This is a genomic window from Streptomyces sp. CNH287 (genome assembly GCF_000424825.1).
This window is the reverse complement of the sequence record NZ_AUKQ01000029.1, coordinates 1-25,438: the sequence shown is the minus strand read 5'-3', so window position 1 is coordinate 25,438 and position 25,438 is coordinate 1. Positions and strand designations below refer to the sequence as shown.

General features: G+C 73.1%; 27 protein-coding genes. 21 read left to right on the top strand and 6 right to left on the bottom strand.

Annotated features, from left to right (window positions below; genetic code table 11):
* Window positions 1-135 precede the first annotated feature (135 nt).
* Window positions 136-735, top strand: coding sequence for a TetR/AcrR family transcriptional regulator (locus H299_RS35745; RefSeq protein ID WP_078512967.1), 600 nt, complete (start codon window positions 136-138; stop codon window positions 733-735).
* A 151-nt stretch (window positions 736-886) separates the two neighbouring features.
* Here the strand turns inward: H299_RS35745 and H299_RS0122970 are convergent, their stop codons facing one another.
* The 4 genes from H299_RS0122970 to H299_RS35740 are packed head-to-tail and all read right to left on the bottom strand — an operon-like array spanning window position 887 to window position 4,119.
* Window positions 887-1,762: an LLM class flavin-dependent oxidoreductase gene (locus H299_RS0122970; RefSeq protein WP_027750319.1), complete on the bottom strand. Its 876-nt coding sequence runs from the start codon at window positions 1,760-1,762 to the stop codon at window positions 887-889.
* Window position 1,763: 1 nt separating this feature from the next.
* Window positions 1,764-2,144 (bottom strand): SchA/CurD-like domain-containing protein, encoded by a 381-nt coding sequence (locus tag H299_RS0122965; RefSeq protein WP_027750318.1) that lies wholly within the window; start codon window positions 2,142-2,144, stop codon window positions 1,764-1,766.
* 56 nt (window positions 2,145-2,200) lie between these two features.
* The gene (locus H299_RS0122960; protein ID WP_078512966.1) at window positions 2,201-3,037 is read right to left on the bottom strand and encodes an SDR family oxidoreductase; all 837 of its coding nucleotides are present in this window, start codon (window positions 3,035-3,037) and stop codon (window positions 2,201-2,203) included.
* Window positions 3,034-4,119 (bottom strand): amidohydrolase family protein, encoded by a 1,086-nt coding sequence (locus tag H299_RS35740; RefSeq protein WP_078512965.1) that lies wholly within the window; start codon window positions 4,117-4,119, stop codon window positions 3,034-3,036. The genes H299_RS0122960 and H299_RS35740 overlap by 4 nt, the downstream gene beginning before the upstream one ends.
* A gap of 480 nt (window positions 4,120-4,599) precedes the next feature.
* On the opposite strand from H299_RS35740, the gene H299_RS0122950 reads away from it, so the two are divergent.
* The 16 genes from H299_RS0122950 (at window position 4,600) to H299_RS0122875 (ending at window position 18,507) form a co-directional block, all read left to right on the top strand.
* A complete protein-coding gene (locus H299_RS0122950; protein ID WP_027750316.1) occupies window positions 4,600-5,058 on the top strand; it encodes a DUF1772 domain-containing protein in 459 nt (152 codons plus the stop codon).
* Between the two features lie 57 nt (window positions 5,059-5,115).
* Window positions 5,116-5,568 (top strand): ester cyclase, encoded by a 453-nt coding sequence (locus tag H299_RS0122945; protein WP_027750315.1) that lies wholly within the window; start codon window positions 5,116-5,118, stop codon window positions 5,566-5,568.
* A gap of 55 nt (window positions 5,569-5,623) precedes the next feature.
* On the top strand, window positions 5,624-5,968 hold the full coding sequence (locus H299_RS0122940) for a TcmI family type II polyketide cyclase (RefSeq protein ID WP_027750314.1): 345 nt from the start codon (window positions 5,624-5,626) through the stop codon (window positions 5,966-5,968).
* The gene (locus H299_RS0122935) at window positions 5,965-7,719 is read left to right on the top strand and encodes an acetyl-CoA carboxylase carboxyltransferase subunit alpha (RefSeq protein ID WP_027750313.1); all 1,755 of its coding nucleotides are present in this window, start codon (window positions 5,965-5,967) and stop codon (window positions 7,717-7,719) included. The genes H299_RS0122940 and H299_RS0122935 overlap by 4 nt, the downstream gene beginning before the upstream one ends.
* Before the next feature lie 2 nt (window positions 7,720-7,721).
* A complete protein-coding gene (gene accB / locus H299_RS0122930) occupies window positions 7,722-8,243 on the top strand; it encodes an acetyl-CoA carboxylase biotin carboxyl carrier protein (protein ID WP_051262748.1) in 522 nt (173 codons plus the stop codon).
* 135 nt (window positions 8,244-8,378) lie between these two features.
* Window positions 8,379-9,737, top strand: a complete 1,359-nt coding sequence (locus H299_RS0122925) for an acetyl-CoA carboxylase biotin carboxylase subunit (RefSeq protein ID WP_027750311.1) — start codon at window positions 8,379-8,381, stop codon at window positions 9,735-9,737.
* A gap of 107 nt (window positions 9,738-9,844) precedes the next feature.
* Entirely contained in the window at window positions 9,845-10,123 is a 279-nt protein-coding gene (locus H299_RS35735) for a phosphopantetheine-binding protein (protein WP_037760185.1), read from the top strand.
* A gap of 1 nt (window position 10,124) precedes the next feature.
* Window positions 10,125-10,622 (top strand): SRPBCC family protein, encoded by a 498-nt coding sequence (locus H299_RS0122915; RefSeq protein ID WP_027750310.1) that lies wholly within the window; start codon window positions 10,125-10,127, stop codon window positions 10,620-10,622.
* A gap of 5 nt (window positions 10,623-10,627) precedes the next feature.
* On the top strand, window positions 10,628-11,065 hold the full coding sequence (locus tag H299_RS35730; protein WP_037760200.1) for a cupin domain-containing protein: 438 nt from the start codon (window positions 10,628-10,630) through the stop codon (window positions 11,063-11,065).
* The gene (locus H299_RS0122905) at window positions 11,062-12,363 is read left to right on the top strand and encodes a beta-ketoacyl-[acyl-carrier-protein] synthase family protein (RefSeq protein ID WP_051262747.1); all 1,302 of its coding nucleotides are present in this window, start codon (window positions 11,062-11,064) and stop codon (window positions 12,361-12,363) included. Before H299_RS35730 ends, H299_RS0122905 begins: the two co-directional genes overlap by 4 nt.
* Entirely contained in the window at window positions 12,360-13,598 is a 1,239-nt protein-coding gene (locus tag H299_RS0122900; RefSeq protein ID WP_027750308.1) for a beta-ketoacyl synthase N-terminal-like domain-containing protein, read from the top strand. The genes H299_RS0122905 and H299_RS0122900 overlap by 4 nt, the downstream gene beginning before the upstream one ends.
* Before the next feature lie 84 nt (window positions 13,599-13,682).
* Window positions 13,683-14,117: an antibiotic biosynthesis monooxygenase family protein gene (locus tag H299_RS0122895; RefSeq protein ID WP_051262746.1), complete on the top strand. Its 435-nt coding sequence runs from the start codon at window positions 13,683-13,685 to the stop codon at window positions 14,115-14,117.
* Between the two features lie 4 nt (window positions 14,118-14,121).
* Window positions 14,122-15,549, top strand: coding sequence for a tryptophan 7-halogenase (locus H299_RS0122890; protein WP_027750306.1), 1,428 nt, complete (start codon window positions 14,122-14,124; stop codon window positions 15,547-15,549).
* Window positions 15,550-15,623: 74 nt separating this feature from the next.
* Window positions 15,624-16,022 carry a nuclear transport factor 2 family protein gene (locus tag H299_RS0122885; RefSeq protein ID WP_027750305.1) on the top strand — a complete coding sequence of 133 codons (399 nt, stop codon included), beginning with the start codon at window positions 15,624-15,626 and terminating at the stop codon, window positions 16,020-16,022.
* A 75-nt stretch (window positions 16,023-16,097) separates the two neighbouring features.
* A complete protein-coding gene (locus tag H299_RS0122880; RefSeq protein ID WP_027750304.1) occupies window positions 16,098-17,276 on the top strand; it encodes an RCC1 domain-containing protein in 1,179 nt (392 codons plus the stop codon).
* A gap of 178 nt (window positions 17,277-17,454) precedes the next feature.
* Window positions 17,455-18,507: a methyltransferase gene (locus H299_RS0122875; RefSeq protein WP_027750303.1), complete on the top strand. Its 1,053-nt coding sequence runs from the start codon at window positions 17,455-17,457 to the stop codon at window positions 18,505-18,507.
* 233 nt (window positions 18,508-18,740) lie between these two features.
* On the opposite strand, the gene H299_RS0122870 is transcribed toward H299_RS0122875, so the two are convergent.
* A complete protein-coding gene (locus H299_RS0122870; RefSeq protein ID WP_027750302.1) occupies window positions 18,741-19,589 on the bottom strand; it encodes a GNAT family N-acetyltransferase in 849 nt (282 codons plus the stop codon).
* A gap of 245 nt (window positions 19,590-19,834) precedes the next feature.
* Complete coding sequence (locus tag H299_RS0122865) at window positions 19,835-20,629, bottom strand: SDR family oxidoreductase (RefSeq protein ID WP_027750301.1); 795 nt, start codon at window positions 20,627-20,629, stop codon at window positions 19,835-19,837.
* Window positions 20,630-20,873: 244 nt separating this feature from the next.
* On the opposite strand from H299_RS0122865, the gene H299_RS35725 reads away from it, so the two are divergent.
* The 4 genes from H299_RS35725 to H299_RS0122845 all read left to right on the top strand — a co-directional run bounded on the left by H299_RS35725 (window position 20,874) and on the right by H299_RS0122845 (window position 25,258).
* Window positions 20,874-22,535, top strand: a complete 1,662-nt coding sequence (locus H299_RS35725) for an MDR family MFS transporter (RefSeq protein WP_078512964.1) — start codon at window positions 20,874-20,876, stop codon at window positions 22,533-22,535.
* A gap of 187 nt (window positions 22,536-22,722) precedes the next feature.
* Window positions 22,723-23,703 carry an NAD(P)-dependent oxidoreductase gene (locus H299_RS35720; RefSeq protein ID WP_078512963.1) on the top strand — a complete coding sequence of 327 codons (981 nt, stop codon included), beginning with the start codon at window positions 22,723-22,725 and terminating at the stop codon, window positions 23,701-23,703.
* A gap of 228 nt (window positions 23,704-23,931) precedes the next feature.
* The gene (locus H299_RS0122850) at window positions 23,932-24,561 is read left to right on the top strand and encodes an NAD(P)H-binding protein (RefSeq protein WP_027750300.1); all 630 of its coding nucleotides are present in this window, start codon (window positions 23,932-23,934) and stop codon (window positions 24,559-24,561) included.
* Between the two features lie 58 nt (window positions 24,562-24,619).
* The gene (locus tag H299_RS0122845) at window positions 24,620-25,258 is read left to right on the top strand and encodes an NAD(P)H-binding protein (RefSeq protein ID WP_027750299.1); all 639 of its coding nucleotides are present in this window, start codon (window positions 24,620-24,622) and stop codon (window positions 25,256-25,258) included.
* Window positions 25,259-25,438 lie beyond the last annotated feature (180 nt).

Genomic DNA, 25,438 nt, shown 5'->3' with positions numbered 1-25,438 from the left:
GCCACCGTGCGCTGTCGCCGTGCCCTGTCGCCCTTCCACCGGGCGGCAGGGCCGCGCCCTTGTGCGAGCGGGTACTCACCTGCGAGCTATCCTGGACGCTCCGCCCGTCGGCCGCCCTCCTCCACCGGAGAGTTCATGAGTATGCGTGATGAGATCGTCAGTGCGGCCGAGAGGGTCATCCGCGACCTGGGCCTGGCCCGCTGCACCACCCGGGAGATCGCGGAGGCGGCGCAGTGCTCCGAGGGCACGATCTACCGCCACTTCCGCAGCAAGGAGGACCTCTTCCTGGCGGTCCTCGCCGAGCGCCTGCCGGGCCTGCTGCCCTTCCTGCGTGCGCTCCCCGAGTCGGTCGGCAGCGAGTCGGAGGTGCGCGACACGCTGCACCGCGTGGCGGAGGAGGCCCTCGCCTTCTACCGGGAGTCGATGCCGATGCTGCTCTCCGTCTTCGCCGAGCCCAAACTGCTCGACCGCCACAAGGAGTACATGCAGACCCACAACGTCGGCCCCCACCGCGCGACCGAACTGCTCGCCGACTACCTACGGACCGCGCAGCGGTCGGGCCGCGTCAACCGCGAGGCGGACCCGGCCGCGGCTGCCCAACTGCTCCTGGGCGCCTGCTACCTCGCGGCCTTCGGCGGCACCTTCGCGCCCGACGGCGGCGCCGGCGAGGACCGCCGCGCGGCGGAGTCCTACGTCCGGTTCCTGTGGCAGACCCTGGCGCCCGACGCCGGGTGACCTTGCGGGGTGCCGCTTTCGCCGGTGCCCGCGGGTGTCTGCGCATGTCCGTGCCACGGGAGCCGGACTGAGAGGCCGTCAGCTGATGAGACATCAACTGACGGCCTCTCAGTTCCCGTTACCCGGCGGGTTCCTCCGCCTGCCCCATCGGTCAGCCCCCGCCGCTCAGCCCCAGTGTGGTGGCCGCCAGTTCGACCTGGCCCCGCTCTTCCGAGCAGGGGATGAGCAGGAGTTCGTCGCACCCGGCCTCGGAGAAGCGGTCGACGAGCCCGCGCAGCTTCCCGGGGGAGTCGGCGGCCCCCCGCAGGATGTTGTCCACGTGCGGTCCGGCGCTGCGGTAGTACGCGCGCAGGTAGCCCTCCGTCCGCTTGGCAGCGTCCTCGCCGAGGGCGAAGTAGGCCAGGGCGAGCATCCGCGGCGCGGGCCGCCCGCCCTCCGCAGACGCCTCGCGTACCGTGCGGGCGCCCTTGCCGAACATCACCGGGCCGGTGCCCCCGGCGATCCACCCGTCGGCGAGCCGGGCCGCCCGCTTCAGGGCCAGCGGCGAGTGCCCGCCCAGGACCACCTCGGGGCCGCCCGGCCTGGCCGGAGCGGGGCCGACGGCGGACTCCTCGCCCGCCTGTGCCCGCGTCCACAGCTTCCGCAGCTCCTTGACCTGGACGCCGGTACGGCCGCCGCGGCCGGCCAGTTCGACGCCGCTGGCCGCGAAGTCGTCCGGACGGGAGCCGACCGCGAGGCCGAGGGTGAGCCGCCCGCCCGAGAGCCGGTCGACCGTGGCGGCCTGTTTGGCGAGCAGCGCGGTGTTGCCGCGCAGCGGGGCGATCATGATGCTGGTGGCCAGCCTGATCCGCTCGGTGACGGCCGCCGCCGCGGCGAGTGTGGTCAGCGGCTCCCAGCTGGTGTGCACCAGCCGGTCGACGGTGCCCAGGGTGGAGAACCCGGCGGCCTCCGCGTCGCGTGCCCAGCCGACCACGTCCTCCCCGGCGACGCCGGGCAGGGAGGTGGGCAGCCCGATGCCTATGTCCATGTCACGCTCCCGGCAGCGGCTCGTCGTGGCGGCGGGAGAGGACGTTCTCCAGGGCCGCCTGACGGAAGAACGCCTGTGCACCTTCACGGCTGGTCATGTCACGGGGTGCCGCGAGATGATTCTCCAGCTCCCGCTCGAACGCGCGGACGGCGGGCTGCTGGCTCATGTGCGCGGCCACCATCGGCAGCGGGCCCTCGATCTCGATGACCCGGACGGCCATCTCCTTGCCGACGAACGCCATGGTGCCCAGCAGCTTGCCGACGATGGTGCCGTCCGCGGTCCGCACGTCGAACTCGGGCCGCCCGCTGGTGCGGAACAGCTCCTTGACCTTCTCCTCGCTGCCGGGGAGCAGGGGGTAGAACAGCGCGTGCCACGTACTCATGGTTGACCTCCTGGTGGACTGCCGCCCCGGCCGGGTGGCCGGGGGCGGTTCGCTGATCACTGGCTGGCGGTGACTCCGCCGTCGACGTAGAGGACCTGGCCGGTGATGAAACTCGCGCGCGGCGACGCCAGATAGAGCACGGCGTCCGCCACCTCGTGCAGTTCGGCCGTGCGGCCGAGGGGGATGCGGCCGAGCATCATCCGCATGAACTCCGGGTCCTGGGCGGAAGCCTGGACGAAGTCGGTGCGGACGAACCCTGGCGCCACCGCGTTCACGGCCACCTGGTGGCGGCCCCACTCCGCAGCCAGCTGCTTGACGAGCAGGTTCAGGCCCGCCTTGCTGGCGCCGTACGCGCTGAAGCCGCGCCGGGCGCCGAACAGGCCGCGTACGGAGGAGAGATGGACCATCCGGCCGCCGCCGGAGGCGATCATGGCGCGGCCGGCCGCCTGGGAGAGCCAGAAGGCGCCGAAGAGATTGGTGTCGACCACCGAGCGCCAGCTCTCCTCGGAGATCTCCTCTGCGCCCGCGGTCACCAGCGCGCTCGCGCAGTTGACGAGCACGTCCACGCCGCCCCACTGCGCCACCACGCTCTCCACCAGGCGCTGTGCGTCGGCCCGGTCGGTGATGTCCGCGACGTGCCCGGCCGCCTCGGCGCCCGGACCCAGCTCGGCGGACAGCTCCGCGGCGGCCTTCCCGACCCGCTCGGCGGAGCGCCCGGCGACGACCACCTTGGCGCCCTGGGCCACGAGCGAGGCGCTGACCGCCGCGCCGATGGAGCCGTAGCCGCCGACCACCAGCACCCTGCTGCCCGCGAACACCGGTGCGTCCGGCGCCGTCGCCCGTGGTGTGCGCACCGGCACGGGGGCGGTGCCCGGGCCCGTTCCTGCCGTCATAGCGGAACCTCCTTCACGGGCCCGGGGCCCGGTCGATCGGCTGTGGTCACCGGGTGGGGGGACATCAGTCCCGGCCCGGCCGGGATCACCGCACCCGCACGGGGTCCGGCGAGGTCGAAGAGAGCCGCCGCGTTGCCGTGCCGGATGCGGCCGGTGTCGGCGGGGGACAGGCCAAGGCCGTCGACGCGGGCGAGGGCCGCGTCCAGCGGGGCGCTCATCGGCGGGGTGTCCGTACCGAACATCACGTGGTCCGCGCCGAAGGCGTCCACCGCCGCGGCCAGCGCGCGCGGGCTGGGGGTGGCCGTGTCCACGTACAGGCGGGCGAGCAGTTCGGGCAGCGGGGTGAGGCCGTCCGCGACGGGCGGCGGGCCGGGCGGGCCGGGGGGACCGGGCGGACCGGCGCCCGGGCGGCCGAAGTTGGCGGGCATCCGGCGGGCCAGCTCCAGCCGCTCCAGCAGCAGCGGCAGGCCGCCGCCGCACACCGGGGAGAGGAGGCGCAGCTCCGGGTACTTCTCCAGCCAGCCCGCGAAGAGCACGGCCGCCGTGCCGAGGGTGACGTCGCAGGGGCGGGCGACCTGTTCCACCAGCCGCGGGTCCGCCACCCGCCCCGCACCGGCGGGCTCGGCGGGCGGGTGCAGCATGACGGGGGCGCGGTGCTGCGCGGCCATGGCGAAGAAGGAGTCCGCGCGCGGTGTGTCCAAGAAGGTGCCCGCCACGCTGGAGTTGACCATCAGTCCGACGAACTCCGGCTGCGCCAGGAGGCGGGAGGCCGCGGCCAGCTCGTCGTCCGGGCCCAGCGGGTTGACGTAGACGTAGGCGCGCAGGGCGGCGGGCCGTGCGCGTACCTGCTCGGCCAGCCATTCGTGGAAGCGGGACAGGGTGTCGGCGGGCTGCTCGTAGTTGTCCAGGTCCGGGGTGCGCACCATGGTCCCCGCGCCGACGGGGCTGCCGACGAGGGACATGCTGATGCCGGCCGCGGCCTTCAGCTCCACCATGCCCTCGACGTCGGCGAGGCTCGGGGGCATCGGGAAGCGGCGGAAGAGTTCGGGCGAGGTGATGTGACCGTGCACATCGATGGTCATCGGGCTCGGCACCTTCCTGGAGGGGCCCCGGCGCCGGGTCTGCTCCGCGGCGGGGATGCGGGTGTGGCGGCTGCCGTGGCCCGTCCGGGGCGAGCGCGGGGGCGGTCGCCGTCGGTGCGCGCCGGAGCGTCGCGGCCAGGGGGGAGCCGTACGGAAGTAATGCGAGTGAGTGCTCGCTTACGACGTTATGCCGTGCCGCGACGAGGCGTCAACACCGCCCACCGGGCGGGCGCCGAGCGTCGTCGCCAGTCCCGTCCCCGCCCCACTCCCGCCCTGTCCGGGGCGGGGACACCGGCCCGTCCGGGGCCGGGCACGATCCCCGTCCGGCCGAGACTGCTGCCTCCAGACACCGGGACGGCGCCGCTGCCACGCTTTCGGGGCGAGCCGCTCCCCTGGTCCGGAGCGCCGCCGCGACCGCCCCGCCCGCCGCACCCCGACTGCCTTCCCCCGGACCGCCGGGGGTCTCCCAAGGAAGTGGACATGCAGGACTCCGTCAACGTCTGGCTGATCACCTCGTCCAGCGTCCAGCTCGGCACCTTGTGGATCATGAAGACCTCGATCCTGCCGATGCTCAACACGCTGCCTTACGACCGCTACGTCAACACGTGCCAGCTGATCGACATGCACGTCTTCCATCCGATCGCCTTCTGGAACGGCATCGTGACCGCCGGGCTCGGGACCACCCTGGCGATCCGCTCGGACAGCGCCGCGGCCACCGCCCTCTACGCCGCGGGCACCCTGGGCATGGCCGTGGTCGCCGTCGCCTCCGAGGGCTTCAACCGGCCGATCTGGCGCCAGATCGAGCGCTGGAGCCCGGTGCGCACCTCCGACGGCGGCTGGCAGCGCAAGCGCCGCCGCTGGCACCTGGCCCACGAGGCCCGCACGCTCGGTGCCGTCGGCGCGGTGGCCGCCTTCGTGGCCGCCGCCGTACTCGACTGAGACGCGGCACCCCCTACCCGTCAGCCCCGCACATCCGCCGCAGGCAGAAAGGTGATCATGAGCACATCGGGATCGGACACCGTCGAGTCGAACAAGACCCTCATCCGCGAACTCACGGAGAAGGCGTTCAACGAAGGCGACCTCTCGCAGGTCGGCGTGCTCTTCACCGAGGACTACGTCGTGCACGCCCCCGGACTGCCGCCCCTGCCGCCCGGCCCGGAGTCCTTCAGGCAGGCCGTGCAGCTGTGGCGGAACGCCTTCCCCGACGTGCACGTGACCGTCGAGGACGTGGCGGGCGACGGCGACCGGGTCTACGCCCGCTTCACCACCCGCGGTACGCACCAGGGCCGGCTTTTCGACATCCCGCCGACCGGCCGCCCCGTGGTCGTCCACGAGATGTCCTGCCACCGGGTGGTCGAGGGCCGCGTCGTCGAGTCCTGGATCGGGGACAACGTGCCCCGCATCCTCCTGGACATCGGCGCGATCCGGCCCGTGGAGGACCACGGCTGACGACCGGTCACCGATCCCGCAAGCACGCCGGCCACGCCGACAACAGGGGGTTCCCATGCACCGCTCACTGATCATCGCCCGGATGCTGCCCGGCTCCGAGGACGAGGTCGCACGGATCTTCGCCGAGTCCGACCGGACCGAACTGCCCCGCGTCGCCGGGGTCACCCACCGGTCCCTCTACCTCCTCGGCGATGCCTACGTGCACCTGCTGGAGACCGGCGACCCGGGCCCGGCCGCGGTCGAGGAGGCCCGCGCCCACCCCGAGTTCGCCAGGGTCAGCGAGCGCCTCACCCCGTACATCTCGCCGTACCTGGAAACCTGGCGCTCACCCCGGGACGCCGTCGCCCGCTGCTTCTACAGCTGGGAGGGCGGGACGGCCGCAGGAGGTGAGCGGCGATGAGCACCGCACCGGCCAGAGGCACCGAACAGAGCGAGTGGGTACGCTGCCGCGGCTGCGCCGTCCTGGTCTACGGCAAGCGGCTGGGCCGCAGCCTCGGGGTGTGCCCCGAGTGCGGTACGCACCACGCGCTCACCGCGCCCGAGCGCCTCGGCCAGCTGCTCGACGCGGGCACCTTCGAGGAACTGCCCGGATCGGTGCGCAGCGTCGACCGCCTCGGCTTCACCGACACCGAGCCCTACCCGGAACGGCTGGCCCGGGCACGCCGTACCAGCGGACTCGCGGAAGCCGTCGTCTGCGGCACCGGCGAGCTGGAGGGCCACCGGCTGGCCCTCGCCGTCATGGACTTCCGCTTCATGGGGGGCAGCCTGGGCACGGCCGTGGGGGAACTGGTCACCCGCACCGCCGAGGCCGCTCTGGCGCAGCGCCTCCCGCTGCTGATCGTGACCGCCTCGGGCGGCGCGCGGATGCAGGAGGGCGTGCTGTCCCTGATGCAGATGGCCAAGACCAGCACGGTGCTGGGCCGGATGAACGAGGCCGGCCTGCTCACCGTCAGCCTCGTCACGGACCCCACCTACGGAGGGGTGGCGGCCTCGTACGCCACCTGCACCGACGTGATCATCGCCGAGGCGGGTGCGCGGCTGGGCTTCGCCGGTCCGCGCGTGGTCGCGCAGACGATCCGCGAGGAACTCCCGCCCGGCTTCCAGACCGCCGAGTTCCTCTTCGCGCGCGGCATGGTCGACCGGTGCGAGGACCGGGGCGCGCTGCGCGGCGTGCTGGGCGGACTGCTCGCCGCCGCCTCGGCCGCACCGGGGAAGCGGGCGGCCGGCGCCGAGGAGCCCGGCGGCACGGACGCCGCTGCCGCTGACGCCGGCGCCGCCGAAGCCTCGCGTCCGGCCGTGGTCCGCGATCCGGACACGCTCCCGGCGGGGGACACCTGGGAGACCGTCAAGCGGGCCCGCGACACCGGCCGTCCCACAGCCCTGGACTACCTGGGCCGCACCTTCGACTCCTTCCTCGAACTGCACGGCGACCGCACCGGCGGGGACTCGCCGTCCGTCGTCGGCGGCGTCGCGACGCTGGCGGGCCGCCCCGTCATGGTGCTGGGCCACCAGAAGGGGCACACCACCCGCGAACTGCTGGACCGCGACTTCGGGATGCCCGGGCCGGAGGGCTACCGCAAGGCCGTCCGGCTGATGCGGCTGGCGGCCAAGCTGCGGCTGCCGGTGATCACCCTGGTGGACACCCCCGGCGCCCACCCGGGCGTGGCGGCCGAGGAGAACGGCCAGGCCCTGGCCGTCTCCGCGGCGATCCTGGAGATGACCGGCCTGCGCACCCCGGTGGTGACCGTGCTCACCGGAGAGGGCGGCAGCGGGGGCGCGCTGGCCCTGGCCGTCGCGGACCGGGTCCTGATGCTGGAGCACAGCACCTACTCGGTGATCAGCCCCGAGGGCTGCTCGGCGATCCTGTGGGGCACCGCGGCCTCGGCCCCCGCGGCTGCCGCGGCGCTGCGCATCACCGCCGCCGACCTGCTGGCGCTGGAGGTCGTGGACGGCGTGGTGCCCGAACCGCCGGGCGGAGCGCACCGCTCTCCGGCCGAGGCCGCCGACCGCCTGCGCCGCGCGCTGAACGAGGCGCTCGCGGAGGTGTCTTCCAGCGACACCGAGGACCTCGTCGAGGCGCGCCGCAACCGATTCCGGGCGTTCGGCACCGAGGCGCCGTCGGCCCTTCCGACCGTCTCAGGGATGAAGTGACGATGAGTCAGAGAGCAGCCGGGACACGCCGGCACGAGCAGCCGCAGGAGCGCGAGCGGGACCAGGTCACCGAGCTGTGCCGGCGTACGGAGGAGCTGGCCGGCCGGCTGCCGGGACAGCTGCACCGCATCAAGCTGACCACGGGCGACCTCTCGGTCGAGGCGGAGTGGGCGGCCCTCCCGGCGCCCGGCGAGAGCGCGGGCCCCGCCCCGGCGGCGGCGTCGCGCACCGCGTCCGGGCAGGAGGCGGCACCCGCCGCCGAGACCGCCCCGCAGGCCGCCGCGATCCAGGTGACCTCCCCGATGGTCGGCACCTTCTACCGGTCGCCGGAGCCCGGCGCGCCGCCCTTCACGGACATCGGCGACCTCATCGAGGAGGGCCAGACCGTGGCGATCGTCGAAGCCATGAAGCTGATGAACCCGCTGGCGGCGGAGGTCGCGGGCCGCGTCGTGGAAGTGTGCGTGAAGGACGGCGAGCCCGTGGAGTTCGGGCAGCCGCTGATGCTCCTGGAGCCCGCGGACTGATCCGGCGCCGCCGCCCCCGTACCTCCCGTCCCCTCCGTTCCCGCGCAACCGTCCGCCTGCACGCCTGCACGCCTGCACGCCTGCCTGTCTGCCCGCGCCGCCGACGAAGACCCGACGCACCGAGGAGCTGTGGCCGTGTTCGAGAAGGTACTGATCGCCAACCGGGGCGAGATCGCGCTGCGGATCGCCCGCACCTGCCGCGAGGCCGGCGTCCGTACGGTGGCCGTCTACTCGACCGCCGACCAGGACTCGGCCGTGGTGCGGTTCGCCGACGAGGCGGTCTGCATCGGCCCGCCCGCCGCCAAGCGCAGCTACCTCAACGCCGCGGCCATCGCCGAGGCCGCGCTGCGCACCGGCTGCGACGCGGTGCACCCCGGATACGGTTTCCTCTCCGAGGACCCGGACTTCGCCGAGATCTGCGCGGCGAGCGGACTCGTCTTCATCGGCCCGCCGCCCAAGGTCCTCGCCCAGCTGGGCGACAAGGCCACCGCGCGGGCCCTGATGAAGGAGGCCGGCCTGCCGCTGCTGCCCGGCTCCGTGCAGGCCGTGCGGCACCTCGCCGAGGCCCGCGAGATCTGCGAGGAGACCGGCTACCCGGCCATCATCAAGGCGGTGGCCGGCGGCGGCGGGCGCGGCATGACGATCGTCGAACGGCCCGAGGACCTGCCCGCCGCGTTCACCGGGACCCGGGCCGCCGCCCGCGCGGTCTTCGCCGACGAACGGGTCTACCTGGAGCGGTACCTGGAGCGCTCGCGCCACGTGGAGGTGCAGTTCCTGTGCGACAGCCACGGCTCCGGAGTGCACCTGGGCACCCGTGACTGCTCGGTGCAGCGCCGCCACCAGAAGCTGGTCGAGGAGGCGCCCGCGCCCCGGGTGAGCCGGGCGGTCCTGGACGCGATGTGCGAGCAGGCCGTCGCGGGCGCGCTCTCCTGCGGCTACACCGGCGCCGGGACGGCGGAGTTCCTGCTCGGCGAGGACGAGCGCTACTACTTCATGGAGATCAACAACCGCATCCAGGTGGAACACCCGGTGACCGAGATGGTCACCGGACTGGACCTGGTCGAGCAGCAGCTGCGGCTGGCCGCCGGGCAGCCCCTGGGGCTGCGCCAGGAGGACGTCCGGCTGAACGGCTGCGCCATCGAGTGCCGGGTCAACACGGAGAACCCGGCCCGCGACTTCGGCCCGGCCCCTGGGCGGCTGGACCGCTTCACCCCGCCGGGCGGCCCCTTCGTCCGCGTCGACAGCCACGGCTACCCGGGATACGTGGTCGGGCCGCACTACGACTCCCTGCTGGCCAAGGTCATCACCTGGGCACCCGACCGCGACCAGGCCGTCGCCCGGATGGAACGCGCGCTGGGCGAGTTCGACATCGCGGGCCCCGGCGTGACCACCACCGTGCCCTTCCTGCGACAGGTCCTCGCTGACGGCGAGTTCCGCAAGGGCCGCCACTCCACCGACCTGGTCGGGCGGCTCCTCGGCGACGCAGCCGAGTGAGCGCGTACCCGGCCCGCCGTCCCGCCGCACCACGCGCCGGCACCCGCACGCACCCCCGCGCCACGCACCCCCGCGCCACGCACGCAGAGACGAGAGGCAGAGAACGCATGAGCAGCACTCAGGACCACCCCGTCCGCACACCCGTCACCGCTGAGGAGATCGAGGACATCCTGGTCACCAGCGCGGGCGCCTCCCCGGACCTCCTGCGAGGCAGCCCCGGCGCGGCCCTGGAGGACCTGGGCGTGGACTCGCTGGCCGTACTGGAGCTGGAGGCCGTCCTCGCGGACCGGTACGGCCTGGAGGTGCCCGAGGGCGCGGTGCGGATGAGCATCGGCGAGATCGTCGACCACATGCGCCGCGCGGCGTCCGCCGGGACGGTGAGCTGAGATGGCCGGCCACACCGAGAACAGCGTCGTCATCGACGCGCCGCTGGAACTGGTCTGGGACGTCACCAACGACGTGGCGGGCTGGCCGGACCTGTTCACCGAGTACGCCGCCACCGAGATCCTCGACCGCCGCGGCGAGACCGTACGGTTCCGCCTCACGATGCACCCCGACGAACAGGGCCGCGTCTGGTCCTGGATCAGCGACCGCACCGTCAACGCCGCCGACCGCACCGTGCACGCCCACCGCGTCGAGACCGGCCCCTTCCGCTACATGCAGATCTTCTGGCGGTACGAGGAGACCCCGGCCGGCACCCGCATGACCTGGGTGCAGGACTTCTCCATGAAGCCGCAGGCCCCGGTGGACGACCGCGGGATGACCGACCGGCTCAACACCAACTCGCCCGTGCAGATGGATGTCATCCGGCGCAAGGTCGAGGCCCTCGCACGCACCGCGCCGGGACCGGGCCGCGCCCCGGCAGGCGTTACCGAAGGGGAGTGACCACCATGGCGCCGAAGAAGCACCGCGTGATCGGCATCACCGACGTCCCCGCCAACCTGCGGCGCGGCGGCGAGACCCGGGCGGTCCTCACGCCCGCCACCGTCGGGTCCACCTCGGGGTTCATGGGCGTCGCCCGGCTCCAGCCGGGGGAGCGGATCACCGAGCACTACCACCCGTACAGCGAGGAGTTCCTCCTGCTGACCAGCGGCGAACTCACCGTCGACCTGGACGGCGCTCCGCTGGTCCTGGCCGCCGGGCAGGGGCTGCTCATCCCCAAGAACGTCCGCCACCGGCTGCGGAACACCGGCAGCGTCGAGGCGAACGCCGTCTTCCACCTCGGACCGCTGGCCCCCTCGCCGGAGATGGGCCACGTGGACACCGAGGACGGCCCCGGCACCAAGGCCGCCGCCGGGGCCGCGCCCGCGGCGGTGGGGGAGAAGTGAGCCCTACCCCCCGGCGGGACAACGGGCCCGAGGGCCGCCGGGTGGTGGTGACGGGCGTGGGCGTCGTCGCCCCCGGCGGCACCACCCGGGACACCTTCTGGGACCTCATCACCTCCGGCAAGACGGCCACCCGGCGGATCACCGCCTTCGACCCGTCCGCCTTCCGGTCGCAGATCGCCGCCGAATGCGACTTCGACGCGGAGGCCGCGGGGCTGACCCTGCTGGAGCGGCGGCGCGGGGACCGCTACGTGCAGTTCGCCCTCGCCGCCTCCCGTGAGGCGCTGGCCGACAGCGGCCTCACGCTCGAGCGCGAGACGACCCTGGAGACCACCGGAGTGGTACTGGGCAGCGCGGTGGGCGGCACCATCGCGCTGGAGACCGAGTTCGCGGTGGCCAGCGACTCCGGGCGGCGCTGGCTGGTCGACCCGGACGTCACCGGCCCCTTCCTCTACCAGGGCCTGGTGCCCTCCAGCCTGGCCGGCGACGTGGCCGCCCGCTACGGCCTGCACGGCCCGGCGATGGTCGTCTCCACCGGCTGCACCTCCGGCATCGACGCCATCGGCCACGCCTACCACCTGCTGGCCGACGGCGAGGCCGACGTCATGATCACCGGAGCCTCGGACTCGCCCGTCTCCCCGGTCACCGTCGCCTCCTTCGACGCCATCAAGGCCACCACACCCGACAACGACGACCCCGAGCACGCCTCCCGGCCCTTCGACCGGGACCGGCACGGCTTCGTGCTGGGCGAGGGGTGCGCCGTGCTCGTCCTGGAGGAGCTGAGCCACGCCCGCAGACGCGGCGCGCACATCTACTGCGAACTGGTCGGCTACGCCAACCGCGGCAACGCCTTCCACATGACCGGACTGCGCCCCGACGGCCTGGAGATGTCCGAGGCCATCACCCGCGCCCTCGACCAGGCCCGGATGAACCCGGAGGACATCCACTACATCAGCGCCCACGGTTCCGGCACCCGGCAGAACGACCGCCACGAGACCGGCGCCTTCAAACGCTCGCTCGGCCAGGCCGCGTACGACGTGCCGATCAGTTCCATCAAGTCCATGGTCGGCCACTCCCTCGGCGCCATCGGCGCCATCGAGATGGCCGCCTGCGCCCTGGCCATCGACCGCGCGGTGGTCCCGCCCACCGCCAACTGGCAGAACCGCGACCCCGAGTGCGACCTGGACTACACCCCCAACACGGCCCGCGAGGTCAGGGTCGACGCGGCCCTCTCGGTGGGCAGCGGCTTCGGCGGCTTCCAGTCCGCCATGCTCTTCGCCAGGCCGGAGGAGGCCCGATGACGGCCGGGCACCGCGCCGTCATCACCGGTCTCGGCGTGGTGGCACCCAGCGGAACCGGCGCCGAGGCGCACTGGAAGACCGTACGCGGCGGGGAGAACCGCATCCAGCGGATCACCCTCTTCGACCCTGCCCCCTACCCGACCACGCTGGCCGGTGAGGTCTGCGACTTCGACGTCTCCGACCACGTCGAGCGGCGACTGGAGGTGCAGACCGACCGCTGGACCTGGCTGGCCTACGCCGCCGCCGACTTCGCCCTCGCCGACGCCCGCCTGGACCCGGCCACCGTCGACCCCTACGACCTGTCGGTGGCGCTGGCCAGCTCCTCCGGCGGCAACCAGTTCGGCCAGCGCGAACTCCAGCGGCTGTGGCACCCGGACAGCCCCAGCACGGTGGGCGCGTACCAGTCGATCGCCTGGTTCTACGCCGCCACCGTCGGCCAGCTCGCGATCCGCCACCAGGCCAAGGGGCCCTCCAGCGTGCTGGTCTCCGAGAGCGCGGGCGGGCTGGACAGCCTGGCGCACGCCGCCCGGCTGGTGGCCCGCGGCGCCAAGGTCGTCCTCGCCGGAGGCACCGAGGCACCGCTGAGCCCGTACGCGCTGGCCTGCCAGCAGCGCAGCGGGCGGCTCTCCACCGCCGCGGACCCGGCCGCCGCCTACCTGCCCTTCGACCGGCGGGCGGACGGATTCGTGCCCGGCGAGGGAGGCGCCGTCTTCGTCGTCGAGGACCGCGAGCACGCGCTCGCCCGCGGCGCGACCATCCGGGCCGAGATCGCCGGCTGGGCGTCCACCCACGACGGCGAGCCGACGACGCGGCGCGGCGCCGGCTCTGTCCGGCACTACGCCCGCGCCCTGTCCACCGCGCTGCACCGCGCCGGGCTCGCGCCCCAGGAGGTCGGCGTGACCTTCCCGGACGCGCTCGGCGTCCCCGCCTACGACCGCACCGAGGCGCAGGCCCTGCGCGAGGTCTTCGGCCCGGCCGGACCGGCAGCGGTCACCACCCACAAACCCCTGATGGGACGGCTCTACCAGGGCGGCAGCGCCATCGACGCGGCCACCGCGCTGCTGGCGATGGAACACGGCCTGCTGCCTGCGTCGGCAGGGCCCCAAGAACCGGCCGAGGGCTGCGACCTGGCCTTCGTACGGGAGGAGCGGGCCGGCGAGGTGAACTCGGCGCTGATCGGCGCACGGGGCTTCGACGGCTACAACAGCGCGCTCGCGCTGCGCCGGCCGGCCTGACCCGGGCCGGCCGGCGCTCCTCCAGAGCGGCCCGCGACGGGCGGGCCGCCGGGCACCACCGACGTCAGAAGGGAGCAGACGCCCATGGAGACCCAGACCGACACCGACACCGGCACCGTGACCGCAACTGCCGGGGACCGCGCCCGGGTGGTCTTCCTCATCACCGTGCGCGACGAGCGCAGGGAGGACTTCCTGCGCGCCTACGAACAGATCCGCCACCTGGTCGCGGACGGCGTCCCCGGACACCTGCGCGACCAGGTGTGCCAGTCCTCCGCCGACCCCGAGCAGTGGCTCATCACCAGCGAATGGGAGTCGCTCGCCGACTTCGAGGCCTGGGAGCGCACCGAGGACCACCGCACCCTGGTGCGCCCCCTGCGCGAGTGCTTCAGCCAGGCGAAGTCCCTCCGCTTCCGGATCAGGGCCGAGACCGCGCGGGACGCCGCCGTGCGGGACCCCGCGCCGCGCGACACCTCCCGGCCCCGTCCGTCCACCTCCGCAACCGTCACGGAAACCAGGTGAGGTCATGCCCCAGACAGTGATCATCGGCGGCAGCGTCGCCGGCCTCGTCGCCGCGCTCGCCTTCGCGGAACTCGGCCACGAGGTACAGCTCCTGGAGCGGGACGGCCAGGAGCCGCCGGACACCGTCGAGCGCGCGCACGACAGCTGGCAGCGGCCCACCGTGCCGCAGCTCCACCAGTCGCACGCCTTCGGCTCGCTCGGCACCAACCTGCTGCGCGAGCGCCTCCCCGGCGTCTACGCCGCGCTGGTGGCCGCCGGGGCGCGGGAGATCGAACTGGGCCGCACGATGCCGCCCACCCTCACCGACCGCACCCCGCACCCGGACGACGCCGAACTGCGGATGCTCGGCGCTCGCCGCTCCACCTTCGAGCTGATCCTCCGCCAGGAGGCGCTGCGCCGCCCCGGCGTCGCCCTCCACCGGGGCGAGACCGTGCGCGGCCTGGTCACCGCCGCCGACGACCCCCGCCGCATCACCGGCGTGACCACCCAGGCGGGCCGTACGCTGAGCGCGGACCTGGTCATCGACGCCTCGGGCAGGCGCTCCCAGGCGGCGCAGTGGCTGCGCGAACTGGGCATCGACCTGCCCGCACAGGTCAGTGAGAGCGCCGACATCACCTACTACACGCGCTACTACCGCGCGCTCAGCCCCCGTCCGGCCGGGCCGCTCAACCGCGGCTTCGGCGCCGGCGGACTGTGGGACCACTACACCGCGGTCCTCTTCCTCGGCGACAACGACACCTTCACCATCTCGCTCGGTGTGCTCCCCGAGGACACCGAGATGAAGGCGCTGCGCGGCAACGACGCCTTCACCGCCGCGATCCGCGCCACCCCGCTGCTCGCGCCCTGGCTCGCCCCGGACGCCTCCGAGCCTCTCTCCGACGTCTACGCCATGGGCGGTCTGGACAACTCGCTGCGGCTGGCCGCACCGGACGACGAGCCCGTGCTCGGCTTCTTCCCGGTCGCCGACGCCGTGTGCACCACCAACCCGGCCTACGGGCGCGGCGTCTCGCTGGCCCTCGCCCACGTGCTGGGCCTGGCGGACCTGATCCGCGACCGGCCGCGCGTGGACACCGGGCAGGCACGTGCCGCGGGCGAGCTGGCGGAGCGCACCTTCAGCCCCTGGTTCCAGGACGCGGTGCGCAACGACGCCGGGCGAGCCCGCCTGTGGCGGGCGACGCTGGCCGGGGAGACCCTGCCGCCGCTGCCGCCCGGCGTCCTCACCTTCGGCACGGTCGCCGAGGCGGCGGCCACCGATCCGGTCGTCTGGCGCCGCCTGGTGCGCACCATGATGTCGCTCGACAACCCGGCGGGCCTCTACCAGGACGAGGACATCCAGCTCCGCGTCAAGCGCGCCGCCGCCACCGGCCCGGCGCCCTTCCCCGCCCCCGAGCGGGCCGCGTTCGCGGAGGTCGTACGGCGCGCCGCCGCCTGAGCGCGCCGCGGCACCCGCATCCCAGGGCCCCGCAGCCCCGCACAGCCCCCGCCCACACCTCACCAGGAGGAATCATGAAGGTTGTCGACCACCCCAACGCCCGCGTCATGGAAGAGGTCTACGCGGCGTTCACCGTAGGCGACGTACAGAAGGCAGCCGGGCACTGGACCAAGGACTGCGTCCACCACTACCCCGGCAAGAGCGAACTCTCCGGCTCGCACGAGGGCCTCGAGTCGGCGCTCGCCTTCGCCGGGCGGATGTTCGAGCTGTGCCAGGGCCGCATCCAGATGGAGATCCAGGAGATCGGCGCCAGCGACACCATGGCCTTCGCCACCGTCTACACCCGCTACGAGCGCGACGGCAAGAAGCTGGGGATGCCCTTCATCAACGTCGCCCGCATGGAGAACGGCCTGATCGCGGAGTTCTGGACCTACCCCGACGACCAGTACGCCGTCGACGAGTTCTGGGCGTGAGCCCGCCGCGGACCACCACCGCGCCCACCGGCACCCACCGTGACAGCGGCTCGTACGGACGATGAGGAGAACACGATGGCAAGCACACTGCACAGCTGGGGCGACAGCACCAACGGCCAGCTCGGCGACGGCACTTCCACCAGCCGTGCCCTCCCGCAGGAGGTCAAGGGACTCGAGGAGGTCGTCAAGGTGACGGCGGGAAGCGGCCATGCGCTGGCCGTGACCGCCGACGGCTCCCTCTACGGCTGGGGGCGCAACGCCTTCGGCCAGCTCGGCGACGGCTCCACCGACAACCAGCTCACCCCCGCCCGCACGGTCGGCCTCCCCGGCCGGGTCCGCTCGGCCGGCGCGGGCGGCGGCCACTCGGCGGCGCTGCTGGAGGACGGCACCGTGTGGGCGTGGGGCGCGGGCTTCTTCTGCGCCCTCGGCGAGGCCAACTTCGGCGTGCAGCCGGTGCCGGTGCGGGTCGACGGCCTGGAGGACGTCGTGGAGCTCGCGGTCGGCGGCGCCCACAACCTGGCGCTGAAGGCCGACGGTTCGGTCTGGTCCTGGGGCCGGGACGACCACGGCCAGCTCGGCGACGGCCCGGACTCCACCCGTGAGGGCCGGATCGTCCGCAGCTACATGACCGCCTCCTTCGACTGCCGGCCGCGCCCCGCCCGGGTCGAGGACCTCGCCCCGGTCGTAGGGCTGACCGCGGGCGGCGGGCACAGCATGGCCGTGCACGCGGACGGCACCGCCTCGGTCTGGGGCTTCAACGACCGCGGCCAGCTCGGCGACGGCGGCAGCGCCGACCGCTACGCGCCGCAGCCGGTCCCCGGCCTGGGCATTATCACCCAGCTGGTCGGCGGCTACCACCACACGGTGGCGCTGCTGGCGGACGGGACCGTCTCCGCGTGGGGACTCAACGACGGCGGCCAGCTGGGCGACGGCACCACCGTCGACCGGGCTACCCCCGCCCCGGTCCAGGGGCTCTCCGGTGTCCGGGCGGTGGCGGCCAACGGAGGCGGTACCGACGCGGCACCGGGCAACGGCGGCCACGCGCTGGCGCTGCTCGCCGACGGCTCGGTCCGCGGCTGGGGCTGGAACAACTACGGGCAGCTGGCCCAGGACGGCGTGGAGATCGTGCCGGTCCCGGCGCGGATCGAGCTGCCCCGCCCGGCGAGCGGCGTCAGCGCGGGCGGCGAGATCCCGGTCAGCAACAAGTTCATGGCCAGCCCGGGCGGCGGCTTCGCCTTCGCCCTCCTCGGCTGAGACCGCAGGCCGCCACGCGGGCCGCGGCCCGCAAGACCGCAAGACCGCAAGACCGCAAGACCGCCAAGGCCATCGGCCCCCCGCGCGTGCCCGACCGCGCGCCGTCCACCGCACACCAGGGCGGGGACGCGGAGTCCGCTCCGCGTCCCGCCCGCCCTACCAGGGAGGCTTCGCCCTCATGACCGCACCGCAGACCCTGTCCGCCTCGGCACGGGCGGTCGCCCTGTCCGAGCTGATGTTCCCCACCACCCCCCGCTGCCTCGCGCTCGCCGCCGAGTACCGCGTCGCCGAACTGCTCAGCGACGGCCCGCTGAGCGCCGGCGAGCTGGCCCGCAGAGCCGACGTGGACGCCGGAGCGCTGACCAAGGTGCTCTCGCTGCTGACCGAGGACGGCGTCTTCGAGGAGGTGGAGCCGGGCACCTTCGCCAACACCGACCTCTCCGAGCTGCTGCGGGCCGGGGTCCCCGGCTCCATGAACGCGATGGCGCAGATGGTGGGCGCCCCATGGCTCTGGTCCTCGTGGAGCGCCCTCGACCACAGCCTCACCACCGGGAAGCCCGGCTTCGAGAAGGTGCACGGCACCGCACTGTGGCCATGGCTCCAGCGCAACCCCGCCGACGCGTCGATGTTCAACCGGGCGATGACCGACTTCACCGAGGCCCTCTCCGAAGCGCTGATCGACGCCTACCCCGAGTTCGCCGGGCTCCGCTCCGTCTGCGACCTCGGCGGCGGCCAGGGCCACTTCCTCGCCTCGATCCTGCACCGGCACACCGCCATCGGCCGGGGCGTACTGGCGGACCTGCCGCCCGTCGTCGAGCAGGCCAGGACCCAGCCCGATGTGGCCAAGCTCGCGGAGGCGGGACGCTTCGGCTTCGCCGCGGGCGACTTCTTCGCCGCCGTCCCGACCGGGATGGACGCCTACGTCACCAAGCAGGTGATGCACTCCTGGCCGGACGAGGCCCTGGTGCGGCTGCTGCGCCGCTGCCGCGAGGCGTCACCGGGAGCGCGCTTCGTGGCTGCGGAGATGGTCCACGACGAGGACGTGCCCCGGTTCGTCAAGAACTTCGACCTCGTCATGCTCCTCACCATGAGCGGCTCGGTGCGGACGCGTGAGCAGTTCGCGGACCTCTTCCAGCGCGCCGGATACTGCCTCAGCAGCGTTATTCCCACCGGCACCGCATTCTCCCTCATCGAGGCGATACCGGACCCGGACCCGGCTGTTTCGCGCTGACCTTCTGTTCTCATTCCGCTCGGGCCGCACACCTCCCGGGCGGAATGCGCATGCCGTTTTATGAATTCGACGGAACAGTGCGGTATATGATTCCGGCGATGAGTTGCCCGACGGGGTTTCGGGAAGCCGCAAATGCGCTGCGGGCCGGGATTCCGGTGCGGCCGCGAAGTGGCGGTGCGCGGGAATCCCGGCCCGGCAGGTGAGTTCCGGAGCGGTTCGCGAGCGTGTGTCGTTCAGCTGAATCGGTACTCCGCCATGGTCGTGGTCGCCCGGAAGCCGAGGGAGAGGATGAGCGACCGGATGGCGTGGTTCTCCGCGTCGGTGAAGGCGGCGCCGATCGGCGCCCCGTACCCGGCCCGCTCGCGCAGCATCCCGCTGAACAGCGCCCGCGCGACGCCGCTGCCGCGATGCTCGGGCAGCACGTACAGCGGGCCGTAGCGGGCGACGCCGTGCACCGCCGCGGTGCGGCCGAGGACGGCCACCGGGCCGCCGTCGTCCCACATCCACAGCCTGCCTGCGGCGATCTGCTGCTGCGCTGTACGCTGCGCGTCCACCCTGGTCAGCTGCGATCCCCGGACCGCTTCCAGGTACCAGTCGGTGATCAGTTCCAGTTCGTCGGCGACGGCGGGCCGCGAGTGCCCGGAGGCGGCCGTGAAGTGCGGCACCCGGGTGTCGGCGTCCAGCCGCAGGACGCGTTCACGGCGCCCTTCGACGGCCTCCCGCCCGGTGGTCCGGGACCACTGCCGGGCGAAGCCGGCCGCTGCTCCGTCCGGCCCGAGCACCCCGGGAAGAGGGTCTGGGCCGGCCTGCAACTCGGCCGCCAGCGCGGCCGCGGCTTCGGCCGGCATATCGGTGAGAATGACGAGGTACGGAGCGGAGAAGGCAGCGGCCCCGATGATGTGTTCGCCGCCCCCCTCCTGCTCCATCACGTAGCTCCAGGTGATTGTTGGTGCGCCTTGCGGGCGGTATTTCAACCCGGCCAGCATAGTGAGGACGATGGAGTTGTCGACGGGATCGGATGCTACCCATTCGCCGGCTACGGAGAGAAACTCATCCGCGCTCTGGGTGGATTTTACGAGCATACTTCCACGCTAGGGTAAGCCCTCGGTGCTGGCAATAGGAAAGGCGTGGCCCCGACGTCATATCCGGAGTCCGCCGGAGGAGCGGCCGTACGGAAATGCGGGAAACAGGGGCGGGCCGGGAAGCCGGGGCTGGAAGCGGGAAGCCGGAAAATCGAGAAGCCGGGAAAACGAGAAGCGGGCAGCGCGAAGCCCGGCCCCCGCCCGGCGTGCGCTCCTGGCGGGTGCCGGGCCGTGTGGCGGCGCGGCTACGCCGCGGGCCGCGACTGCCTTCCCTGCGGGACCCCGGCGGTCATGCCGCCGTCGAGTCCGAGGAGGGAGCCGGTCACGAAGCTCGCACCGTCCCCGGCCAGGAAGACCACCGCGTGGGCCACCTCGTCCTCGGTGCAGATCCGGCCCAGCGCGGTGCCCGCCCCGGCGCGTTCGACGGCCCCGGGATAGGCCCCGACCCGCTGCCGGAACTCCTCGGTGTCCACCGGGCCGGTGATCAGTGCGTTGACCCGGATGCCGGCCGGTCCTGCCTCCAGGGCGGCGGCGCGGGTGAGGCCCACCACGCCGTGCTTGGCGGCGGTGTAGGCGGCGGTGCCGAACGCCGAGCCCTGGACCCCGGCGGTGGAGGCGTTGTTGATGATGCTGCCGCCACCGGTGGCGCGCATGGCGGCGATCTCGTGCTTCAGCGAGAGGAAGGTACCCGTGAGGTTGACCTCCAGCACGGCGCCGAACTCGTCCGCGTCCACCTTGTCCAGCGGGCCGAACGCCCCGCCGCCGCCCGCGTTGTTGAAGGCGATGTCGAGCCGTCCGTGCCGCTCGACGGTCCGCGAGACCAGACGGGCGACGTCCGCCTCCCGGGTGATGTCGGCGGCGAGGAACTCGGCCTCACCGCCCTTGTCCCGGATGCGCGCGACCACGGCCGAGCCGTGTTCCTCGCGCCTGCCGGAGACCACCACCAGCGCCCCGGCCGCAGCGAGCGCCTCGGCTGTGGCGGCGCCCATCCCCGCGGTCGATCCGGTGACGATCGCGATCTTGCCCTGGAGCTGACTCATGTGGCCGCTGCCCAATCCGGGCGGCCTTGACCGCCCTGTTCGTGACGGCTAATTTTGTTTGTACAGTCTATACGAATGCGCGTCCCGGGCAAGGCCGACGCGACGCGGCCGACCGCTGGCCGCCCCCGCCGGCGAGCTTCGCGGCCACGGCCAGCCGCCCTGCGGCGGGCGCGGCAAGGGGTTCGCCGACGGGGGTGCCGCGCCGTAGGGCGGACCGGGGAAGTCCACGATCTAGGGAGAGCTGATGAGCGTCCCGTACGCCGCTCCGCCGACGCCGGAGATCCCGCGCAAGAAGTTCCTGGCGATCTTCTGCGCGCTGGTAGTGACCATGTTCCTGGCGGCCCTCGATCAGACCATCGTGGCCACCGCACTGCCGACGATCGCCGGTGACCTGGGCGGGGTCAGCCAGCTCGCCTGGGTGGTCACCGCGTACCTGCTCGCCGCCACCGCGGCCACCCCGCTCTGGGGGAAGCTCGGCGACCTCTACGGCCGCAAGCGGATGTTCCAGACCGCCATCGTGATCTTCCTGGCCGGTTCGGCACTCTGCGGACTGGCGGGAAACATCGGTCAGTTGATCACTTTCCGGGCTCTCCAGGGACTGGGCGCCGGAGGCCTGATGGCGCTCGCCATGGCACTCATCGCCGAGATGGTGCCACCGCGTGAGCGCGGTCGCTGGCAGGGGTTCGCGCAGTCCACCTTCGTGATCGCCGGTGTCGTCGGACCGCTGGCGGGCGGCGCCTTCGTCGACCAGCTCTCCTGGGGGTGGATCTTCTACATCAACCTCCCGCTGGGCCTGGTCGCGCTCGCCGTGGTCTCCTCGGTGCTACACCTGCCGGTGCGTCAGATGAAGCACGAACTGGACTACCTGGGCGCCGCGTTGCTCAGCGCGGCGATCGTCTCCGTGCTGCTGGTCTCGGTATGGGCGGGGGACATGTACGCCTGGGGGTCCTGGCAGATCCTCAGCCTGGCGGTGGGCGCCGTCGTCCTGCTGGCCGCTTTCGTGATGCAGGAGCGCCGGGCGTCCGAGCCGGTGGTGCCGCTGGCGCTGTTCAAGGACCCGGTGGTGCTGGCCGCCACGGCGGGACTCTTCCTGTCCTCCGTCGGCGTCTTCGTCGCCACCGTCTACACGCCGCTCTTCCTCCAGGTGGCGAACGGCATGAGCGCCACCCGCTCGGGCCTGGTGCTGGTGCCGATGATGATCGCCGCCGTGGTGACCCTGACCATCTCCGGGAAGATCGTCTCCGCCACCGGCCACTACAAGATCTTTCCGGTCATCGGCATGCTGGTGATGTCCGCCGGGCTCTTCTTGATGTCCACGCTGGATGCGGGTTCCTCCGCGCTGCTGGCGGGCGCCTATCTGTCGGTCTTCGGCCTGGGCTTCGGCTGTGTCATGCAGGTGCTGATCGTGGCGGTGCAGAACTCCGTCGAGATGCGCCAGCTGGGCGTCGCCACGGCTGCGGCCAACCTCTTCCGTTCGCTCGGCGGCGCCATGGGCGTGACGATCCTCGGCTCGGTGCTCAACTCCCGGCTGCGGCACTGGCTTCCGCTCGAGGTGCCCGCCGACGCCCTGCGGGGGACCGGGGCGGAGGGCGTACTGACCTCTCCGGACGACATCCGCGCGCTGCCCGGTCCGGTACGGGACGGTGTGGCCACCGCGCTCGCCAACTCGTTGCAGACGGTCTATCTGATCGCGGCCTGCGTGCTGCTGCTGGGCATGGTGGCCGCGGTCGTACTGCCCGAGCGGCCGATGCGCGCACCTATGGGCGCGCCGGGCGGCAAGGGTGGTGCCGGCGGTCCGGGTGGCCCGGGCGGGCCCGGCGGACAGGGCGGGGGTGAGGCTCCGGGAGGCCCCGGCGAAGGTTCGCCGGAGGGAGCGGGAGCCCGCGGGAAGGGTTCGGGGGGATGACCCCGTAGCGGTGGCGGGGTGCGGAGACGGTGCAATGTGAGCGCTCACCCGCTACGCTGTGTCCGAGGAGCCGGTGCGTGTGGCGCGGGAGTACGGGCACCGGTCCCGTCCTGCTGCGCCGTACGTTCCACCGCGCCCCGAGATCCGGCGCGGTCAGTCCTCCTCCTTCAGGAAGCGGGTCGTTCCCATGGCAGAAACCTCCGGTCGGCGGCACTACGGCGATCCCCGGGAAGGCGCGGGCCCGTCCGGCGGCCCCGAGCGGCCACCGGCGCCCCGTATCGGTGTCATCGGCCTCGGCGTCATGGGCGGCGGCATGGCCTCCCGACTGCTCGACCAGGGCCACCGGATCGTGGTGCACAACCGCACCGCCGCCCGCGCCGAACCCTTCGCGAAGCGCGGCGCGGTAGTGGCCGACTCCGCGGCGGCGGTGGCGCGGCAGGCGGACGTGGTGCTGCTCAGCCTCGCCGGTGAAGCTCCCGTGGAGGAGCAGCTGTTCGCCCCGGACGGGGTCATGGCGGGACTCGCGCCGGACGGCGTCGTCATGGACACCAGTACGGTCTCTCCCGAGTTCGCCCGGTCGGCCGCCGGCCGGGTGGGCGCCGGGGGCCGGACGATGCTGGACGCCTGCATCATCGGCAACGGACAGCACGCCCGGGACGGTGAGCTGCGCTTCATGGTGGGCGGCGACCGCGAAGGGTTCGACCGGCTGGCCCCGGTGCTCGACCCGCTGGCCAAGGAGGTACGCCACCTCGGCGGCAACGGTCTGGGGGCCACGGCCAAGGTCATGCTCAACGTCCTGATGGGCGTGGAGATGCAGGTGCTGGCCGAATCGGTGGTCCTCGCCCAGCGCTCCGGCATCGAGCGGGACCTCGCGCTGGAGATGATCAGCGCCAGCGGCTTCAGCTCACCGGTGATGCGCTACAAGGCGGGGGTGATGCGCCGTGACGACTACACGGCGCCGCAGTTCCGGCTCGACCTGATGCGCAAGGACCTGCGTCTGGCCACCCGGCAGGCGCGGGACCTGGGGGTTGCCACCCCCGTGTGCGACGCCACCCGCACCGTGCTCGAGGACGCCTCGGAGGCGGGCCTGGGGCCGTGGGACTGCGCCGCCGTACTCGCCCACGCGGAGGCGGGTGCGGGGCTGCGTACCGCGCCCGCGGAAGGATGAACTACCCGTATGGCACAAGGAGGTGAGGACAAGTACAGCGGCGCTCCGGACAGGCGGACGCACTTTCGGGCAGCGCCCTCCGGCAGTACGACGGCGCCGCGACCTCCCCTCCGGCCCCGCGGGCACGGGGCCGGACCACCGTGCCGCCCGCCTCTCCCCATGTCAGGTCAAGCCGATACGGCGGGCGGGGGCAGCGCGCCCCCGCCCGCGTAGCCAAGGAGGAAAGCCATGGAAATCGCTGTCGTGGGCGCGGGCGGCCGTACCGGCCGACTGGTCGTTTCGCAGGCCCTGGAGAACAAGCACTCGGTCACCGCCGTGCTCCGTGACCCGTCGAAGCTCGACATCGAACACGAGAAGCTGGAGAAGGTGCGCGCTGACGTCCTCCAACCAGACACACTGAGCGCGCCGTTGGCCGGAAAGGACGCGGTCGTGGTCACCCTGGGTGTGCCGGACCGCTCCACCACCACCGTCTTCTCGGAGGGGATGCGCAACATCCTGGCCGCCGCGAAGGAGGGCGGTGTTCAGCGGGTGCTGACCATGTCCTCCGCGGGACTGGAGACCAAGCATCTGCCCTTCATGCAGCGCGTGGTCTCCGAGTTCGTCGTCGACCGCATCTACCGCAACATTCACCTCGACCTCTCGCGGATGGAGGACGAGTTGGAGGAGAGCGACACGAGCTGGACGATCGTGCGCGTGCCGATGCTCAACGACGGCCCCGCCACCCCGGATTACAAGGTGGCCGTCGACAGCCACCTCAAGAAGGCCGCCAGCGCCTCCCGCGCCAACATCGCCCACTACTTCGTCCACCACCTGGAGGACTCCGCGGTCTACGGCAGCCGGGTGGAGGTGTCCAACTGATGCCGCCACCGCCCCGGGCCGACCACATCCCCCGCAGGTCCGGGGCCGGCGGCCCGCGATGAGGGTCGTCGTCTTCGGCGCGACCGGGGGAACGGGACGCCATACGCTCGCACGGGCCACCGCCGCCGGCCACGAGGTCACCGCCTTCACCCGTTCCGCGCAGGCCCTCGCCGACGTGCGGGGCGTGCGCATCGTCGAGGGCGACGTACTGGATGCGGAGGCCGTGGCACGCGCGGTCAAGGGCGCCGACGCGGTGATCTCCGCGCTCGGCATCGGCTACAGCCGGGCCGCCACCACGGTCTACTCGGCCGGCACGGCACACATCCTCGCCGGTATGCGCGCCACCGGAGCGGCCCGCCTCCTGGTCACCTCCACCACCAGCATGAACCCGGCCCCCTGGCGCGCCGAGCCCGTGCAACGGGCCCTGATCTCCTGCGTCCTGCACCCGCTGCTGCGCCGCCCCTACCGCGACATGGCGATGATGGAGCGCATGGTGACCCAGGAGACCGAGCTTGCGTGGACGCTGGTCCGCGCCGCTCGGCTGACCGCGGGCCCGGCGACCGGCACGTACCGCACCAAGGTCGGAGGGCGCCTGCGCGGCGCCTGGTCGGTCTCCCGCGCGGACCTGGCGCACTGCCTGGTGCAGCGGCTCGACGACCCCGCCACCCACCGCACCACGGTGGAGATAGCCAACTGATCCCGACCCCTTGCCCGCCCCCGGCCGAAGCCGCCGGGGGCGGGCTTCGGCTGTGCTGACACGGACCGGAGGCGGCGGGGGTTTGCCTTGTTGTTTGTGGTGTGGGGGTTGTCGTGGTTGTGACGTTGTTGTCGAAGGTTTGTCGTGGGGGTTGGTTGTTGGGGGTGGGGGGTTTTGGGG